The following is an 18,758-nucleotide window of genomic DNA, read 5'->3' as shown; positions in this document are numbered from 1 at the left end:
ACTGGCTTCGGCGGCGGGCGAACCCGCCGGTGGCAGGGAGAGGCGGCGCGTGCCGCCTCCTCGATGTCGAGCAGATGTAGGCCTAGTAAGTGGCCTGGGCGGCGCGGACCAGCCGCTGTGCCGCCTGCTCGGCGCTCATGTCGCTGCTGTTGAAGTAGTTGGTGACGATATCGAACAGGGCCCCCTGGACGTCGGCACGCACCGCCATGCCATGGGCCATGCTGGGCACCAGGCCGCCGTTGTCGGCGGCCGCCTGGAAGTCGGCCATGGAGGCCTGGGCACAGGCGTCGAAGGCGCTCATGTCCAGGTCGGTACGGGCGGGGATCGAGCCCTTGGCCAGGTTGAAGGTCTCCTGGAAGGTGGGCTCCAGCACCAGCCGCGCCAGGTCGTGCTGGGCGGCCAGGTCGGCGGCCTCGGTGACCCGGAACATGGCCAGGCTGTCGATATTGAAGGTGAAGGCCGAGTCGGTGCCCGGGGCCGGGGCGCAGAGGTACTCCTCGCCGGCGCTGAGGCCGGCGGCGGTGAACTCGCCCTTGGCCCAGTCCCCCATCAGTTGCATCGCGGCCACCCCGTGGATGACCATGGCGGTGGCCACGTTCCAGTCGCGCCCCGGCATGCCCTCGTCCATCAGCTCGCGCAAACGCTTGAAGGTGGTCAGGGCCTGGATCATGGTGTCGCTGCCCAGGGCCTCGGGGTCGAGCTCCACCAGGGCACGCCGGTAGAAGTCCTCACCGCCCTCCGCCAGCACCACCGTCTCGAAGAGGGTGGCGTCCTGCCAGGGCTGGCCACCATGGGCCAGGGGCACATGGCCCGCGGCGCGAATCGCCTCGGCGGCCGCGAACAGCTCGTCGAAGCTCTCGGGCATCTCCACCCCGGCGGCCGCCAGCACCTCGGGGTTGCCCCACAGCCAGTTGACCCGGTGCACGTTGACCGGCACCGCCACATAGTGGCCGTCGTGGCGCATGATCTCCGCCACCCGGGGCGGCAGCAGGCCATCCCAGGCCTCCGTCTCGGCCACCTCGTCCAGCTCGCCGAGCAGCCCCAGGCCGCCCCACTCCTGGATCTCGGGGCCCTTGATCTGGGCCGCCGAGGGCGGGTTGCCGGACATGGCCCGGGACTTGAGCACGGTCATGGCGGTCTCGCCGCCGCCGCCGGCCACGGCGAAGTCCTGCCAGGCGTGGCCCTCGGCCTCCACCAGGTCCCTGAGCACCGAGGCGGCCTGGGCCTCGCCGCCGGAGGTCCACCAGTGCAGTACCTCTACCTCACCGGCCTGGGCCGCGGCGGAGGCGCCCAGGGTCGCGGCCACGGCGAGGCCGAGCAGGGTGGGACGCAGCATGACGGGACGGGATTCAACGGATGCGGGCATAGCGTGTCTCCTTGTTGTTATCGTGTCGCGCTCTGATATCGCACTCTGGGGGCACGATTATCGACACGCTACTCCAGGCCCGTCCCCGGGTGGGGTTACCTAGTGCTGCAAAGTCTTGCGGTTTTATTACCCCCTTGTAATAAACGACCGCCGGGCGGACTACCGGCGGGGCAGGCGCAGCCGCACCACCAGCCCCCCCTGGGGATGGTTGAAGAGCTCGAACTCACCGCCCAGGGCGCGGACGATATGCCGGGCGATACCCAGCCCCAGGCCGCTGCCGCCGGTATGCCGGCTGCGCGAGGGCTCCAGGCGCACGAAGGGCTCGAAGACCCGCTCGAGCTGCGCCTCGGGAATCCCCGGGCCGTGATCGCGCAGGGTGATCACCAGCGCCTCGGGGCCGTCCGCCAGGCTCGCCTCGACCCGGCCGCCGTAGAAGATGGCGTTCTCCAGCAGGTTGCCCAGGCAGCGCTTCAGGGCCAGGGGCTTGGCCGGCAGCGGCGCCGCCTCCCCGTCCAGGTGCACCTCGCCCCCCTGCAGGCGCAGCTCGGCGGCGAGGCTCTCCAGCAGCGCGACCACGTCCACCGCCACCACCTCCTCGTGGAGGTCGAGCCCCTTTACCGAGGCGAGCGCCCCCTTGACCAGCAGGTCCAGCTCGTCCAGGGAGGCGCAGAAACGCTCCCGCTGGTGGGGGTCGTCGAGCATCTCGGCGCGCAGGCGCATCCGGGTGATGGGGGTCTTGAGGTCGTGGGAGATCGCCGAGAAGAGCCGCTCGCGCTCCTCCACCTGGGCGCGGATGCGCCGCTGCATGCGGTTGAAGGCCTGGGTGGTCTCGCGGGTCTCCCGGGGCCCCCGCTCCGGCAGGGGCGGCGCGTCCAGGTCATCGCCCAGTTGGCGGGCGGCCCGGGCCAGCCGCGCCAGGGGTCGGGTCACGCCGCGGATGCCCAGCCAGGAGAGCCCCACCACGGTGAACAGCACGATCAGCACCGCGAAGAGGCGATCCCCGGCCAGCCAGTGGCGCCCGGCGAAGAGCTCCGGCACCGGCAGCAGGGTCGCCACATAGAGCCACTCCCCCGGTTCCAGGGCCATCTGCACCACCAGAATCGGCGGCGACAGGGGCTCCATCAGCAGGCTGTGCTGACCCCAGCGGGGCGGCAGGTCGTGCAGCAGCACCTGGTTGTTGAGCAGGCGCAGGGTCTCGGGGCGGGAGAACTCCACCCGGGCATCGCTGATGCCCAGCTCCTCCCCCAGCACCCGCCGGAAGTTGCCCACCACCAGGGCCTGCTCAGGGCCCCGGCCGATCTCCTCCACCGGGATGCGATGGTCGTTGATGCTGACGAAGAAGCGGGTCCCGCCCATGTCGCGCAGCTGGTCCAGCACGATATGCCGGTAGTCACGGGGCAGGGAGCGGAAGAAGCGCACCGTGGAGGCGACGCTGTAGGCCACGTTGCGGGAGAGCTCGTCGAGCTGCTCGAGCTGGCTGGCGCGGGCCTGGGCGGTCCAGATCGCGTAGCTGGCCAACTGGGCGCTGAGCACCCCGGTGATCATGATCAGCACGAAGCGACCGCGCAGCGAGCGCGGCAGTCCGCGCGCCAGGGTGCGCCGCAGGCGACGCCAGGGACCGACGACCTCCGCCATCCTAGGCGAGCACCTCGACCCGGGTGGCCAGCACATAGCCGGCGCCGCGCACGGTGCGGATCAGTTGCGAGTGCTGGGCGTCCTCGCCCAGGCGCTGGCGCAACCGGCACACATGCACATCGATGGAGCGATCCAGGGGCGGCGCCGGCCGCCCCCGGGTCAGCTCGAAGAGCGCCTCCCGGGAGAGCACCTCCTCGGGGTGGTCGAGGAACACCTGCAGCAGCTGGAAGTCGGCCCCGGAGAGGGTGGTGCGCGCCTCCTCGGCATCGATCAGCTCCCGGCTCACCCGGTCCAGGCGCCAGTCGCCGAAGGCCACCAGCCGCGCCTGGGCCGCGCTGGGCGGCGTGGAAACGCCCCGCGTGCGGCGCAGCACCGCCTTGATGCGGGCCAGCAGCTCGCGGGGATTGAAGGGCTTGCCCAGGTAGTCGTCGGCGCCCAGCTCCAGGCCGAGGATGCGATCGGTCTCGTCGGCGCTGGCGGTGAGCATGATGATCGGCACCTCGCTGTCGCGGCGCAGCTCGCGACAGAGGGTGAAGCCGTCGTCGCCGGGCAGCATCAGGTCGACGATCAGCAGGTCCGGGGTCTCCCGGGCCAGCAGGGCGCGCAGGGCCTCGCCGTCCTCGGCGGTCAGGGCCCGGTAGCCGTGGCGGCCCAGGTAGTCGGCCAGCAGCTCGCGGATCTCGGGGTCGTCATCGACCACGATCAGGGTGGCAGGCGTCGTCGTCATGGCGGGCATCCCGCGCTGAGGGGTGATGGGTTATCGATCATGGGACAGGGCCAGGGCGGCGACAAGGCGACCGCGACCAAGGTCGCAGGCTCAGAGGGCGAAGCGCTCGCTCAGCCACTCGGCCACCGCCGCCTCGCCATGGTGGCCGATGCGCCGCGCCTCGGGCACCCGGCCGGCCAGCTCCGGGTGGGCGTTGGCCATCACCTGGGCCTCGCCGGCAAGCCGGAGCATCTCGGTGTCATTGAGGTTGTCGCCGAAGGCCAGGCAGGCCTCGGGGGCCAGTCCCAGGCGCTCGAGCAGGGCCGTCAGGGCGGTGCCCTTGTTGACCCCGCCGGCCATGATCTCCAGGGCATTGGCGGTGGAATAGGTGATATGCAGGGCCTGCCCATGGTGCGCCAGGGCCTGGGCCTCCAGGCGCGCCAGATGATCCGGGTCGCCGATATAGAGCACCTTGCCGACGCGTTCGCCGTCCAGGGCGTCAGGCGCCACCACCCGATAGCCGAAACCGGTGGCGGCATGCAGCGCCAGCAGCCGCGGCGCCTCGGCGTCGATCAGCCAGTCATCGTCCCGGTAGAGGTTGAGGCGCACCTCGGCGGGGCGCTCCAGGGCGATCAGCGCCCGGGCCCGGGCCGCGTCAAGGTGACGGGCCGCCAGCAGGCGTCCCGCCGGGTCGTGGAGATAGGCGCCATTGGTGCTGATCAGGTGCACCGGCACCCCGAGGCGTTCCCGATAGGCCAGCATGTCCCGATAGTGGCGCCCGGAGGCGAAGGCCAGGTGATGGCCCCGCTCGGCCAGGGCCCGCAGCACGGCGACGGTGCGCGGGGCCAGGTCATGGTCGGCGCCCAGCAGGGTGCCATCCAGGTCGGAGACGATCAGGCGTGGGGTCATGGGGCGCTCCCGGAATCAGGGCGCCTCAGCTTAACCGATTCACCCCGGGGACTCCTAGTCGTAACGGCAGTGAGTCAGGCTATTACGGTGGGAATCGCTAAGGGGCGCTGGGGCCGGTGTAGAAACGATAGGGCCGGCCCCGAATGATCGGGGCCGGCCCTAGGACACGATGGCTGTCTTAGGCGTCGCTCAGCCCCCGGGCCACGGCGACGGCCCGTTCGCCCAGCAGCACATGGATCACGCCCCGCTCCAGGCGCTGGACCGCCTGGGCGCCGAGGCCGGCCAGGGCCGCCTCGTCCAGGGCCTGGGCATCGGCCAGTTCCAGGCGCAGCCGGGTGGCGGCCACCGCCGTGGCGCTGCGCAGATTGCCCTCGCCTCCCAGGGCCCGGTGCCAGGCCTGACGCGCCTGGGCATCGATGGCCGGGATAGCGTGGGGCTGGGGTGCTTCCCCGGCCTCGGGCGCCGGCGTCGCTGCGGCCACGGGCGCCGTGCCCTGGGCGGCCATGGCGGCGCGAATCTCGTCGGCCACCCCATCCGCGATGGGACCGAGGATCACCTGGAGGCCGCCGCCCTGCAGGCGCATGATGCCCCGGGAGCCCAGCCCCTTGAGGGCCGCCTCATCGATGGCCTCGGGGTTCTCCAGCACCAGGCGCAGCCGGGTGGTGCAGGCGCCGACGCTGGTGAGGTTGCCCGCCCCGCCCAGGGCGGCGACGAAGGCCGGGCCGCGCTCGCCGGCGGCATGGGATGCGACGGGCGCCGCGGTTTCCGGCTCGCGGCCCGGGGTGGGCAGGTCGAAGCGCAGGATGGCCCAGCGGAACACCGTGTAGTAGAGGGCGAAGTAGGCCAGGCCCACCGGCAGCATCAGCCAGCCATTGGTGGAGAGCCCATAGGAGAGGGCGAAGTCGAAGGCCCCGGCGGAGAAGGTGAAGCCGAGCTTGACGTCGAGCCAGTGCAGCAGCGCCATGGAGACGCCGGTCAGCACCGCATGCAGGCCATAGAGCAGCGGCGCCAGGAACATGAAGGTGAACTCGATGGGCTCGGTGACCCCGGTGAGGAAGGCGGTCAGCGCCAGCGACAGCAGCAGGCCGCCCACCTGGGCACGCCGCCCCTTGGGCGCGGCGTGGTACATGGCCAGCGCCGCCGCCGGCAGGCCGAACATCATCACCGGGAAGAAACCCGCCATGAAGCGGCCCGCCTCGGGGTCGCCGGCGAAGAAGCGGTTGAGGTCGCCGCTGGCCACCACCCCGGAGGCCGCCTCGAAGCTGCCGAAGACGAACCACACCAGGCTGTTGAGCACATGGTGCAGGCCGGTGACGATCAGCAGGCGGTTGAGGGTGCCGTAGACGAACAGGCCCAGCTCGCCGGCGTCGATCAGCCACTGGCCGAGAGCATCGATGCCATGCTGCACCGGCGGCCAGACCAGGCCGAAGAACACCCCCAGGGCCACGGCGGCCAGGCCGGTGGCGATGGGCACGAAGCGTCGCCCGCCGAAGAAGGCCAGGTATTCCGGCAGCTGGATCGCGTGGTAGCGGTTATAGAGCAGGCCCGCCACGCTGCCGATGATGATGCCCGCCAGCACCCCCATATCGATCTCGGGGTTGAGGGCGGTAAGCACGGCGTCCAGCACCAGGTAACCGATCACCCCGGCCAGGCCGGCGGCGCCGTTGTTGTCGTTGGCGAAGCCCACCGCCAGGCCGATGGCGAAGATCAGCGCCAGGTTGGCGAAGATCGCCTCGCCGGCACTGGCGATAAAGGCGATATCCAGCAGGTCGGGCTGGCCCAGGCGCAGCAGCAGGCCGGCGATGGGCAGCACCGCGATGGGCAGCATCAGGGAGCGGCCGAGCCGCTGTAGCCCGCCCATCAGGCGGGATCCCAGGGTCGTGGTAGACATCTCAGCACCTCTCGAGGGTCGTTGTCGTTGTTGTGGTGGTGGCGTCGGTCCGGGCCAGCCAGGCGGTGAGGCGCTCGCGCACCGCGGCGGCATCGTCCAGGGCCAGCAGCTCGGGCAGCTCGGCGGCCAGGGCGGCGGCGTCCAGGCGCCGCAGGGCGGCCTTCACCGCCGGCACCCGGGCCGGCTCCACGGAGAGTTCGTCGACGCCCAGCGCCACCAGCAGGGGCGCGGCCAGGTCGTCGCCGGCGGCGGCGCCGCACACCCCCACCGGGCAGCGTCCCCTGGCGCCGGCCACCGTGGCCTGGATCAGCCGCAGCACCGCCGGGTGCAGCACGTCGGCCCGGGCGGTCAGGGCCGGATCCTCGCGATCCATGGCCAGGGTGTACTGGGTCAGGTCGTTGGTGCCGATGGAGAGGAAGTCCGCCTCGGCGGCGAGGCTGGCGGCACAGAGGGCGGCGCTGGGCACCTCGATCATCGCCCCCAGGCGCGGCCGCGCGGTGAGGCCCAGCTCAGCGGCGATGGCCTCCAGGCGCTGGCGCACCTGGCGCAGCTCGCCGGCCTCGCTGATCATGGGCAGCATGATATGCAGCGTCTCCAAGGGCGTGACGCCGAGCAGGGCCCTGAGCTGGGTCTCCAGCAGCTCGGGGTGGCTGGCCCAGAGGCGGGCGCCGCGCACGCCCAGCGCCGGGTTGGGCACCGCCGGCAGGCGCAGGTAGGGGAGCTGCTTGTCGGCGCCGATATCCAGGGTGCGGATGATCACCGGCTTGCCGCCCAGGGCCGCCAGGGCGGCCTGGTATTCGTCACGCTGGGTGGCCTCGTCGGGGGCGCTGTCGCGCTCCAGGAAGAGGAATTCGCTGCGCAGCAGGCCCACGCCATCGGCCCCGGCCTCCGCGGCCAGGCGCGCCTCCTCGGCGCCGCCGATATTGGCGCACACCTCCACCTCGCGACCGTCCCGGGTGATGGCGGCCTCGAAGGCCGCCGCCCGGGCCGCCTCGGCCTCATGCCGGCGGGCCTCGATCCGCGCGCTGACCTCGGCGACCCGGGCCTCGCTCGGTGCCACCGCCAGGCGACCGCGCTCGGCATCCAGGATGGCGTGCTCGCTGGGGGCCGCGTCGACCGCCGTCAGCAGGGCCGGCCCCATGGCCACCAGGCAGGGAAGGCCCCGGGCCCGGGCCAGGATCGCCACATGGGAGGTGGTGCCGCCGCCGGCCAGGCAGAGCCCGGCGGGGCGGCGGGCCGCCACCGCCACCAGCTCCGAGGGGGTCAGCTCCTCGGCCACCAGCAGGGCCCCCTCGGGGAATTCGGGCAGGGCAGGCTCCGCCGCCTCGCTGAGCTCCGCCATCACCCGCCGCTGCAGATCGCGCAGGTCGGCGACCCGGGCGGCCAGCAGGGCATTGCCGGTGGCGGTGAGGCGCTCGGCCTCGGCGTCCAGGGCCTCCCGCCAGGCCTGGCCGGCGCCACGCCCCGCACGGAGGCGCTCCCCCGCCGCCGCCGCCAGGTCCGGGTCCGCCAGCCAGGCGCCATGGGCGGCGAAGATCTCCGCCTCGGCGGCCTGCCCGCTGCGGGTCGCCTCGGCTTCGTCCCGGGCCAGGGCCTCGCCGACCCGAGTCAGTGCCTGGGTCAGGCGCGGCGCCTCCACGGCCTCGCCCTCGCCGTCATGGGGCACGGCGGGCAGCGGCGGCCGATAATGCACCAGCGGCCCCAGGGCCAGGCCGGAGCTGGCCACCAGGCCGGCCAGCTCGCCCTCCCCTAATGCCTCCCCCAGCGCCTCGCCCGACGCCACCTGGGGCGTGGGGGCGGGATGCGCCTCGGCCTCGGGGGTGGTAAGCAGCACCTCGGCGGCGTCCAGGGCCGCCTCGGCGTTTTCTCCCCGGGCGGTCAGGCGCAGGACGCTGCCCTGAGTGAGCCCCAGGTTCATCAGGGCGCTAACACTCTCGGCGCTGGCACTGGGGCTATCGGCGCCCTCGTGATCTAGTGCCAAGCTAACGCCATGTTCCCGGGCGATGGCCCGCAGGCGTGCCGCGGGGCGGGCATGCAGGCCCGCCGCCAGGGCCAGGGTCAGGCGCCGCTCGGCCTCGGGTCCACCGGCCACCGTCTCGCGGCTTTCCGCCACCACCGCCTCCAGCACCAGCAGCGGCTCGCCCAGGGCGACCCGCGAGCCGGCCGTGAGGGTCGGCTCACGCAGCCGCCAGCCGGCGGCCTCGGTGATCACCAGGGGGGTGATCAGGGCGCTGGCGCCCCGGGCCAGGGCGTCGGCATCGAAGCGGCACAGGGGATCGCCGGCACGCACCCGGTCGCCCACGGCCACCAGGGGCTCGATCCCCCGCCCCTGGAGTTCCACGGTATCCAGGCCCAGGTGGAGCAGCAGCTCCAGCCCGGCCTCGGTTCTCAGGGTCAGGGCGTGGTGGGTGCGGGCACACTGCACCACCTCGCCGTCGCAGGGGGCATGCAGGCACTCGCCGAGGGGGTCGAGGGCGATGCCCTCGCCCAGGGCCAGGCCGGCGAAGACCGGGTCGGGCACCGCGGCGAGAGGCACCACCAGCCCCGCCACGGGGGCCAGCAGGGTCAGGGTTTGGCTGGAATCGGACATGGGAAGACTCCCGATATTATTGTTAGGCGTTACAGGGTGCAGGTGACCTTGTTGAGGTGCCGGGGGCGGTCCGGGTCGCTGCCCCGGGCCGCCGCCAGGCCGGCCACCATGACGTAGAAGCTCTGGATCACCGATAGCGGCTGCAGGGCCTCGTGGCCGGCATCCACCAGGGTCAGCCGGCGCTTCGCCACGCCCTCGTCGGCGGCCAGCAGCACCCGGGCGCCGACGCCCTCGAGCCACTCGGCCAGCTCCAGCAGGCCGGCCTGTTCCGGCCCCGGGGGGGCGAACACCAGCACCGGGTAGTCGGGACCGATCAGCGCCATGGGGCCGTGTCGCACCTCGGCGCCGCTGAAGGGCTCGGCCTGGATGGCGCAGGTCTCCTTGAACTTGAGTGCCGCCTCCTGGGCCACGGCGAGGCCGGCGCCGCGGCCGATCACCATCAGCTTGTCGGCGCCGCTCAGGGCCTCGATGGCGGGTGACCAGTCCATCGCCAGGGCCCGGGTCAGGCGCTCGGGCAGGTCGTCCAGGGCGCCGAGCAGGCCGCGATCCTCCTGCCAGTGGCCGATCAGCTGGGCCATGGCGGAAAGCGTGGCCAGGTAGCTCTTGGTGGCGGCCACGCTCTTCTCCTCCCCCGCATAGAGGGGAATCTCGGTATCGCTGGCCGCACCCAGGGGCGACTGGGGAGTATTGACCAGGGCCAGGGTGCGGGCACCGGCGGCGGCCAGCGCCTGCTGGGTGGCCACCAGGTCGGGACTCTGCCCCGACTGGGAGACCGCCAGGGCCAGCTGGCCGTTAAGGCGCCAGGGGGCCTTGGCCAGGGTAGTCAGCGAGGGCGGCAAGGACGCCACCGGGATGCCGCGGCGCTTCATGCACTGGTAGGCGAAGTAGCCGGCGGCGTGATCGGAACTGCCCCGGGCCACGGTGACCGCGGCGGCGGGCTCGGCGAGGCGCAGGCGCTCGCCCAGGTCGGCGAGCAGGGCCTGGTTGCGTTGCAGCTGGCCGCGGATGCGCTCCGGGGCGTTACGGGCTTCTTCGAGCATCAGGGACATGCGGGGGCTCCTTGGACGTTGCCAGAGACATCACGGCCCTCGACGAAGACCGCTTGGAGTTGGAGTTGGGGATCGAGGACCACCAGGTCGGCCAGGGCGCCCTCCTGCAGGCGGCCGATCTCGCCCTGGCCGAGGAAGTCGGCGGGGAAACGCGACAGGCGATCCGAGGCCTCGGCCAGGGAGAGGCCCAGGCCGACGAAGTTGCGCAGCGCCTGATCCATGGTCAGGGTGCTGCCGGCCAGGGTGCCGTCGGCCAGGCGCACTCCGCCCAGGCACTTGGTGACGGTCTGCTCGCCCAGCCGGTAATCGCCGTCGGGCATGCCAGCGGCGGCGGTGGAGTCGGTGACCGCATAGAGGTTGGGGATGCAGCGCAGGGCGGTGCGGATGGCCCCGGGGTGCACATGCAGCAGGTCGGGGATCAGCTCGGCGTACTGGGCATGGGCCAGGGCCGCGCCGACCATGCCCGGCTTGCGGTGGTGCAGGCCGGTCATGGCATTGAACAGGTGGGTGAAGCCACAGGCACCGTGGGCCAGGGCCTCGACCCCCTCCTCGTAGCTGCCCAGGGTGTGGCCCAACTGGACCCGCACGCCGCGCTCGCTGAGGTGGCGAATCAACGCGTGGTGGCCGGCCAGCTCCGGGGCCAGGGTGACCAGACGGATCGGCGCCAGGGCGCAGAGCGCATCCACCTCCCCGATCGGGCCGCTGCGGGCATGGGCCGGCTGGGCACCGAGCTTGCCGGGGTTGATATAGGGCCCCTCCAGATGCACCCCCAGCACCCCGGCGGCCCGGGGATCGGGGTCGGCCATATAGGCGGCGATCTCGCCCAGCACCCGGCGAATCTCGGCGTCCGGGGCGGTCATGGTGGTGGCCAGCAAGCGGGTGGTGCCGAAGCGCACATGGGTGCGCGCCAGGGTGGCCAGGGCCGCGCCCCCCTCCATGGTGTCGGCGCCGCCGCCGCCATGCACGTGCAGGTCGACGAAGCCGGGCAGCAGCCGCGGGTGCTCATTGGTGTCGGGATCCACCGGCTCGCCGGTCAGGCGCGTGATGCGCCCGCCGTCCCAGTGGATCTCCCCCAGGCGCCAGCCCTCGGGGGTGAGGATATTGCCGTACAGCATGGGGCCTCCTAGCGGGTCAGCTCGACCATAAAGTCGTAGTAGTCGGTGCGGCAGTAGGTGACGGTAAGCTCCGCCGGGGTGCCGTCGGCGAGATAGCCCAGGCGCGTCACCTTGAGCAGGGCCTGGCCCTCCGGCACCTCGGCGAGTGCCGCCAGCTCGGCGTCGGCATTGATGGCGGTGACATGCTGCAGGGCCCGGGCCACCCGCTTGCCGCCGTCCTCCAGCACCGCATAGAGGGAGGTCTCCACCGCTTGAGGGTCGGGCAGCACCGCGGCCGGCAGGCAGCTCTCCTCCACCGCCATCACGACGTCGTCGGCCAGGCGCAGGCGCTTGAGGCGCGCCACCCGGGCATCGGCGCCCAGACCCAGGCGCATGCCCTCCTCCACGCTGGGGTTGGCCAGGCTGCGCTCCAGCCAGTGGGAGCTGGGGGTGAAGCCGCGCTGGGTGAGCAGTTCGGTAAAACTGGAGAGCCGCGACAGGGATTGATTGAGGCGTGGGGTAATAAAGGTGCCGGAGCCGCGGCTGCGGCGGATCAGCCCCAGCTCGGCCAGGCGATCCAGGGCCTTGCGGGCGGTGATCCGCGAGACCTCCAGGCTCTCGGCCAGGTTGCGCTCCGAGGGCAGTGCCTCGCCGGCCTGCCAGGAGCCGGTCTCGATGGCCTGCTCCAGTTGGCGGGCCAGCTGCTGGTAGAGGGGGGTCGCGCCCTGGGGATCGAGGCGCAGCTGCGTGAAGCGTGGATCCATGGGTCTCTCCCTGTACTGGGGGTGCCATACCAATCTAATACCACTATAGACCCACATTGATACCAATCAAATACCACTTCACTACGACCTTGGTGGAATAGGGGCCTCCGCCGATAGAAGATCAGAGCTTTCTCTCTAGAGTAGGGGCGCTGGGGGCAGGCCGGAGCGAAGCGTCTTTTTCAGGGACGAAAAAGCCGAGCGCCCAGGGAGGGGTTCACCGCGTCTTCGCGGAGTGCCTGCCCCCAGGGTAGCCCCGGGACTTAGTGCTGAGACGATGCAGGTTCTTGAGAAATCGGGGCCAAAGCGAACTTCAGGAGGCGCGCGATTGGCGCCACGCGTGGGAATCCGTATAGTGGCAGCCTCTCACCCCGCCACCTGAAAGTGTCCGATGCTGCAGAACAACGCCATGCTTGCTCAGCTCAAGCAACAGATCCGCTCCAGTACGCCCCGCGTGGAGGGCGTGATCAAAGCCACCGACAAGGGCTTCGGCTTCCTGGAGACCGACGACGGCGACTCCTACTTCGTGCCGCCCCCCGCCATGAAGCAGGTGCTGCATGGCGACCGGGTGGAAGCCATCCTCCACGAGGAGGGCGAGAAGAAGTCGGTGGAACCGGACACCCTGATCGAGATCGGCCTGACGCGCTTCGTCGCCCGGGTGCAGAAGCGCGAGGGGCGCCTGGCGGTCGTGCCGGACCACCCGTCCATCAAGAATGTCCTCAAGGCGCGCATCAAGCGCAGCCTCGACGAGGAGAGCATCGGCGACGGCGACTGGGTCGTGGCGCGCCTGGTGCGCCACCCCCTCAAGCCCGACGATCGCGCCTTCTTTACCCAGATCGACGAGCTGGTGGCCAAGGCCGACAACCCGGCGGTGCCCTGGCGGGTGACCCTGGCCCGCCATGCCCTGGAGCAGGAGTGCCCCGACGCCGGCAGCGACTGGCCGCTGCGCGACGAGGGCCTCGAGCGCGAGGACCTCACCGCCGAGCCCTTCTTCACCATTGACGGCGAGAAGACCCGGGACATGGACGACGCCCTGCGCATCCGTGTCCGGGAGGACGGTGGCTGGGACCTGACCGTGGCCATCGCCGACCCCACCGCCTATGTGGAAGAGGGCCATGCGGCGGATCTCGAGGCCCGCACCCGCGCCTTCACCGTCTACCTGCCGGGCCAGAACGTCACCATGCTGCCCGAGCAGTTGGCCGATGACCTCTGCTCCCTGTGGGAGGGCCAGGAGCGGCCGGTGCTGGCCTGCACCCTGACCGTCCATGCCGACGGCAGCTTCGGCGACTACCGCTTCTTCGCCGCGACGGCCACCTCCCACGCCAAGCTGGCCTATGATCGGGTCTCCGACTGGCTGGAGGGTCAGGGCGACTGGGCCCCGGAGGACGCCATCGGCGAGCAGCTCAAGGCGCTGCGCGATCTGACCGAGGCACGCAGCGCCTGGCGCGCCGAGCACGCCCTGGTGTTCAAGGATCGTCCCGACTATGTCTTCGACCTGGACGAGGCGGGCAATGTGCTGGCGATCCGCACCGAGGAGCGGCGCATCGCCAATCGCATGATCGAGGAGTCGATGATCGCCGCCAACGCCTGCTGCGCCGACCTGCTGGCCGAGCAGGTGGGTCATGGCATCTTCAACGTGCACCGCGCCTTCGAGGACGAGAAGGCCGAGGCCGCCCAGGAGTTCCTGGCCAGCCAGGCGATCCAGGTGGAGCGCGAGGCCCTCACCGAGCTGTCCCGCTACAAGGAACTCAAGCGTGAGCTGGAAGGCCGCGACGACGCCTGGCTGGATGCCCGCCTGCGCCGTTTCCAGGGCTTTACCAGCATGTCCGCCCGGCCCGGCCCCCACTTCGGCCTGGGGCTGCCCGCCTACGCCACCTGGACCTCGCCGATCCGCAAGTATGGCGATATGGTCAATCACCGCCTGATCAAGCGGGTCCTCAAGGGCGAGCAGGCCCCCGCCGAGGCCAGCCTCGCGCTCACCGAGCAGCTCACCGAGCGCCGTCGCCTCAATCGCATGGCCGAGCGCGACGTCAAGGACTGGCTCTATGTGCGCTACCTGACCCCCGCCGCCAAGGCCCAGGAAGCCTTCGACGCCGAGGTGATCGCCATTAACCGCGGCGGCATGCGGGTACGCCTCACCGCCAACGGCGCCACCGCCTTCGTGCCGGCACCGCTGATCCACAGCGACCGCGACAAGGTGGCCATCGACGACAAGGAGGGGCGCATCCAGGTCGAAGGGGAAGAGCGTTACAAGCTCGGCGATCCGGTTCGCGTGGCGCTGACCGAGGCCCGGGAAGAGACCCGTTCGCTGGTCGCCCGCCCCAGCGAATAAGCCGGTAACGCTCGGAGCGCCGATTTCAGGGCACGGCGATCCGGTTCGCGTGGCCCTGACCGAGGCCCGGGAAGAGACCCGCTCCCTGGTGGCTCGCCCCAGCGAATAAGCCGGTAACGCTCGGAGCGCCGATTTCAGGGCACGGCGATCCGGTTCGCGTGGCACTGACCGAGGCCCGGGAAGAGACCCGCTCCCTGGTGGCTCGCCCCAGCGAATAAGCCCCACGATGTGAATAAGGCCCCGAGGCCCCGGAGTTCAGAATGAACTGACCCCCAATAGTTGGACGGTTCACTCAGCCGGTGCTCAAGGCCTGAGTCCTGTACTGCACAGGGCTCAGGCCTTTTAGTTTCATCTTGATGCGCTCGTGGTTGTAGTAATGGATATAACGCTCGAGGCCTTGCTGCAGCTGCTCCACGGTGTCGAACCGGTTCAGATGGTAGTACTCGGACTTCAGGGTGCCAAAGAAGCTCTCCATCGCAGCATTGTCCAGACAGTTCCCTTTCCGCGACATGCTGCGGAGTATCCGCTGCTCGACCACCAGGCGGCGATAGCTGGGATGTCGGTAATGCCATCCCTGATCCGAGTGGAGCAGCGGCCGATCCCCTGGCATCAGCCTGCCAAAGGCTTTCTTCAGCATACCCTTCACCAAGTCGAACACCGGGCGCGGTCCTGTCTGGAAGGCAATGATCTCGCCGTTATACAGATCCATGACCGGTGACAGGTAGAGCTTCTGGCCATTGACCTTGAATTCGGTGATGTCCGTCACCCACCGCTGATGGGGACGCTGAGCCTGAAATCGACGCTGCAACGTATTGGGAGCGGCGTAGCCTTCCGCCCCACGGTAGGCGCGATACCGCTTGGGGCGAACCAGGGACTTCAAGCCCAACTGCTGCATCAGCCGCTGGACGGTCTTGTGATTGATCGCCTCACCCGCCTGCCGCAGGACGGCGGTGATACGCCGGTAGCCATAGCGCCCCTTGTGGCGGTCATAGATCGCCCGGATACGCGCCTTCAGGGGCGCGTACCGATCATCAGCGCCCAAGGCCCGGATCTGGTAGTAGAACGTGCTGCGCGGTAGCTCAGCCGCACGCAGCAGCAGAGCCAGCGAATGCTCGTGCCTTAACCCTTGGACGACTTGGGCTTTCTGCCCTGCGTTGTCGTCCGCTTCTCCCGGATCAAGGCATCGAGCTTTTTTAGGTAGGCGTTCTCCGCCCGCAGATACGCCAGCTCTTCGAGCAACTCGTCATGGGAGCGCTCTGCATCAGGCGGGGGTGGTGGAGAAGGCGGCTTTTTGGTCATCGGGCGGCGTCCCTTGTGCTTCGGTGCTAACGCAGTCAGACCACCACTATGGTATTGACGCTCCCATTTGCCAATGACACCGGACTCACGGATATCGAACAGGGCCTCCGCCTGGCGCCGTGACAAGCCATCTCGCCACATCGTCTCAAGGACTTCCAGCTTGAAGGCCGCGCTGCGGTGCGTGTATTTCTTGCGCAGCCCCACCACGCCATGCTGACGATAGTTGTCCCGCCATTTCCGTACCAGGGAATGGTCCAGACCATGCTGGCGAGCTACCTCCCTCAAGCTGGTGTCATCGTGCAAAGCCTGCTGTGCCACCAGCAGCTTGAACCTCTCGCCGTATCGCTTCTTCATAAAAACACCCCGAAGGTTGGATTGGGTGTCCAACTTTCGGGGTGCAGTTCAGAACTCCGGGGCCTTTTTGTTGAGCCATGTCACCATCTGTGACTCGCCCGTAAAATCACTTTATGGCAAAGTAAGCCGAATAACGACGATAACCCGGGCCGGCCAGATGCCAGGCCTGATCACAGGGGAACCCCTTAACCATGGCAGCGCTTCTCGGCCTGCGCGGCAAGTCCGTGGTGACTCTGCTGCTGGCTTGTCTCCTGGCCCTGATTCCCGCCGCGCTGATCGGCTGGAAGGCCATCGACGATATCCACCGCCACTTCGCTCGGGCCTATGCCGAGAACTACACCCTGCTGCATATGCAGCGGATCGTCGCCCCCGTCACCCGGGAGTTGGCCCTGTCGCGGCGCTTCGCCGACTCGGTGGTCACCCGGGAGTGGCTGGAAGCCCCCGACGATGCCGAGCGCCGCGCCCGCTTCCTCGAGGAGGCCGAAGGCTTTCGCGGGCAGTTCTCCAGCCGGGCCTACTTCATTGTCGATCATGACAGCGGCGCCTACTTCTTCAGCGACCCCGATCAGGTCACCAACGGCATGACGCCCACCTACCACCTGAGCCGGGACGAGCCGGACGATGCCTGGTACTTCGATCTGATGGCCAGCAGCGCCAGCTACAATATCAACGTCAATATCGACCGCGCCCTGCAGCAGGCGATGATCTGGCTCAACGTCAAGGTGCGGGAGAACGGCAGGCTGCTGGGGCTGGCCGGGGGCAGCATCGACCTTAGCGACTTCCTCGACCGCTTTATGCGCGATGTTCCGGCGGGCATCCTGCCGATGGTCGTCGATCCCCGGGGGGCCATCCAGGCCCACCCGGACACCACCCATATCGCCTTTGGCGCCGAGGATGGTCAACGCCTCCAATACCTGGTGGACGACGACCACCGGGCCGGGGTGACCCAGGCCCTTCAGGAGGCCATGCGCCGCCCCGGCATCATTCACCACCTGGAGGTGGCCATCGAAGACCAGCCCAGGCTATTGACCATCGGCTATATCCCGGAACTGCAGTGGCTGATGGTCACCGCCCTGGATACCAGCCTGGCCCAGGTCCTCGAGAGTCGCTGGCTATGGACCCTGGTGATCGCCCTGACGCTGATCCTGGGCACCCTGCTGTTGGCCTTCGCCTATGCCACCGATCGCCTGATCCTGGCGCCACTCAATCGCCTCAAGGCCTCGGCCCAGGCCATCGCCGGGGGCGACTACCGCTCCCGGTTGCCCACCGGCCGCGACGACGAGATCGGCGCCCTCTCCCAGGCCTTCTCGCGCATGGCCAACCAGGTGGAGCGCTATACCCGCGACCTGGAGGGGCAGGTGCGCGAGCGCACCCGGGCCCTGGAGGCGGCCCATGCGAAGGTGGCCGCCGCCCACCAGCAACTGGGCGACTCCATCCAGTACGCCAGCATCATCCAGCGCGCCATCCTGCCCGATACTCAGTTGGATCGGCACCTGAGCCACCACTACGGGGTGCTGTGGAAGCCCCGGGATACGGTGGGCGGCGACTTCTATGTGTTCCGCGCCACCGAGCGGGGCTATCTACTGGGAGTGGTGGACTGTGCCGGCCACGGCGTACCCGGCGCCATGATGACCATGCTGGCCCGGGCCCTGATCGACCAGGCCATCGCCCACCATAGCGCCGATGATCCCGCCGCCCTGCTTACCGAGATCGACCGGCGTGGCCGCGAGCTGCTGCCCGCCGAGCGCCTGCCCTCCTCCATCGCCACCAATATGGACCTGGGCCTGGTGTGGGTCGATCCACAGCGTCGCGAGCTCACTTATGCCGGGGCCAAGATCGACCTCTATGCCAGCGACGGCGACGAGCTGATCCGCCTCAAGGCCAACAAGCGCGCCCTGGGCCATCGCCGCCCGGGCCACTACACTAACCAGTCGCTGCCCCTGCAGGCCGGCTGGAGCTATACCCTGTGCAGCGACGGCTTCCTCGACCAGGCCGGCGGCAGCCACGGCTTCGGCTTCGGCAACCCGCGCTTCGAGGCCCTGCTCAAGGCCCAGGCGGGTCGCCCCCTGGCCGAACAGATGCGCGCCTTCGAGGCGGCCCTCTCGGCCTATCGGGGCGAGCTGCCCCAGCGCGACGATATTACCCTGCTGGCCTTTCGTGCCGAGCCCGCCGCGGGCCCGGCGTCCCACTCGCCGACCGAGACCCAGCCAGGGCCTCGCTAGCCAAGGAGCCACCATGGATCTACTAAGCATGCGGGAAAGCTATCAGCGCGAACGGGTCATGCTGTGCTTCAATGGCCCCATCTCGCGCAGCCTGATCGAGGAGATCGGCAAGGCGCTGCGCAACTACCTGGACACCCAGCAGGCCGCCCCCGCCGCGGCCATGGATGTCTTCGCCGCCTATATCGAGATGACCCAGAATATCCGCCACTATGCCCGCCGCCAGGGCTATGGCGATGATCAGGCCTCGGCCACCGTGGCCGTCGCCCAGGACAGCGAGGGACGCTACCAGGTCTCGGCGGGCAACCTGGTGGAAACCCCCGATGGCCAGCGCCTGGTGGCCACCATCGAAGCGCTGGCGGGTCTCGACAAGACCGAACTCAAGGCCGCCTACAAGCGCCAACTGCGTCAGCCCCGGGATGAGGCCTCCCCCAGCGGCGCCGGCCTGGGCCTGCTCGATATCGCCCGCAAATCGAGCCAACCGATGCGCGCCTCGTTGCAGCCTCTCAGCGAGACGCAAAGCTTCTTCAGCCTGACAGCCACCATCTGATGC

Annotated in this window: 13 protein-coding genes; 3 read left to right on the top strand and 10 right to left on the bottom strand. The window is 69.9% G+C overall.

Going from position 1 to position 18,758, the window contains the following annotated elements:
• Window positions 1–82: 82 nt before the first annotated feature.
• From ACZ5EF_RS05255 to ACZ5EF_RS05215, 9 genes are all read right to left on the bottom strand, one after another.
• Complete coding sequence (locus ACZ5EF_RS05255; RefSeq protein ID WP_379730137.1) at window positions 83–1,366, bottom strand: ABC transporter substrate-binding protein; 1,284 nt, start codon at window positions 1,364–1,366, stop codon at window positions 83–85.
• 159 nt (window positions 1,367–1,525) lie between these two features.
• Window positions 1,526–3,001, bottom strand: a complete 1,476-nt coding sequence (locus tag ACZ5EF_RS05250) for an ATP-binding protein (RefSeq protein ID WP_346062035.1) — start codon at window positions 2,999–3,001, stop codon at window positions 1,526–1,528.
• 1 nt (window position 3,002) lies between these two features.
• Entirely contained in the window at window positions 3,003–3,728 is a 726-nt protein-coding gene (locus ACZ5EF_RS05245; RefSeq protein ID WP_346062036.1) for a response regulator, read from the bottom strand.
• A gap of 90 nt (window positions 3,729–3,818) precedes the next feature.
• Window positions 3,819–4,616 (bottom strand): Cof-type HAD-IIB family hydrolase, encoded by a 798-nt coding sequence (locus ACZ5EF_RS05240; protein ID WP_346062037.1) that lies wholly within the window; start codon window positions 4,614–4,616, stop codon window positions 3,819–3,821.
• A 178-nt stretch (window positions 4,617–4,794) separates the two neighbouring features.
• Window positions 4,795–6,507 carry an N-acetylglucosamine-specific PTS transporter subunit IIBC gene (gene nagE, locus ACZ5EF_RS05235; RefSeq protein WP_346062038.1) on the bottom strand — a complete coding sequence of 571 codons (1,713 nt, stop codon included), beginning with the start codon at window positions 6,505–6,507 and terminating at the stop codon, window positions 4,795–4,797.
• 1 nt (window position 6,508) lies between these two features.
• Window positions 6,509–9,097, bottom strand: coding sequence for a phosphoenolpyruvate--protein phosphotransferase (gene ptsP / locus ACZ5EF_RS05230; RefSeq protein ID WP_346062039.1), 2,589 nt, complete (start codon window positions 9,095–9,097; stop codon window positions 6,509–6,511).
• A 29-nt stretch (window positions 9,098–9,126) separates the two neighbouring features.
• Window positions 9,127–10,146, bottom strand: a complete 1,020-nt coding sequence (locus tag ACZ5EF_RS05225; RefSeq protein ID WP_346062040.1) for an SIS domain-containing protein — start codon at window positions 10,144–10,146, stop codon at window positions 9,127–9,129.
• Window positions 10,137–11,261 (bottom strand): N-acetylglucosamine-6-phosphate deacetylase, encoded by a 1,125-nt coding sequence (gene nagA / locus ACZ5EF_RS05220; protein WP_346062041.1) that lies wholly within the window; start codon window positions 11,259–11,261, stop codon window positions 10,137–10,139. The genes ACZ5EF_RS05225 and nagA overlap by 10 nt, the downstream gene beginning before the upstream one ends.
• 8 nt (window positions 11,262–11,269) lie before the next feature.
• Window positions 11,270–12,004: a GntR family transcriptional regulator gene (locus ACZ5EF_RS05215; protein ID WP_346062042.1), complete on the bottom strand. Its 735-nt coding sequence runs from the start codon at window positions 12,002–12,004 to the stop codon at window positions 11,270–11,272.
• Window positions 12,005–12,392: 388 nt separating this feature from the next.
• Between ACZ5EF_RS05215 and ACZ5EF_RS05210 the strand changes: the two genes are divergently transcribed.
• Window positions 12,393–14,333: an exoribonuclease II gene (locus tag ACZ5EF_RS05210; protein WP_346062043.1), complete on the top strand. Its 1,941-nt coding sequence runs from the start codon at window positions 12,393–12,395 to the stop codon at window positions 14,331–14,333.
• A 292-nt stretch (window positions 14,334–14,625) separates the two neighbouring features.
• Here ACZ5EF_RS05210 and ACZ5EF_RS05205 read toward each other — a convergent pair.
• Window positions 14,626–15,986 (bottom strand): IS3 family transposase gene (locus tag ACZ5EF_RS05205; RefSeq protein ID WP_464122056.1). Its coding sequence is split into 2 segments (ribosomal slippage): window positions 14,626–15,530 and window positions 15,530–15,986, totalling 1,362 coding nucleotides; the frame shifts between segments, so codons are not numbered across the junction.
• A gap of 191 nt (window positions 15,987–16,177) precedes the next feature.
• On the opposite strand from ACZ5EF_RS05205, the gene siaA reads away from it, so the two are divergent.
• Together siaA and siaB are read left to right on the top strand one after the other, a co-directional pair.
• Window positions 16,178–18,208 carry a biofilm regulation protein phosphatase SiaA gene (gene siaA, locus ACZ5EF_RS05200; RefSeq protein ID WP_346063714.1) on the top strand — a complete coding sequence of 677 codons (2,031 nt, stop codon included), beginning with the start codon at window positions 16,178–16,180 and terminating at the stop codon, window positions 18,206–18,208.
• Window positions 18,209–18,221: 13 nt separating this feature from the next.
• Complete coding sequence (gene siaB, locus ACZ5EF_RS05195) at window positions 18,222–18,755, top strand: biofilm regulation protein kinase SiaB (protein ID WP_346063715.1); 534 nt, start codon at window positions 18,222–18,224, stop codon at window positions 18,753–18,755.
• Window positions 18,756–18,758 lie beyond the last annotated feature (3 nt).

This window comes from Bisbaumannia salifodinae, assembly GCF_055388505.1.
The sequence above is the reverse complement of the archived record's forward strand: the minus strand, read 5'-3'. Positions and strand labels throughout refer to the sequence as shown.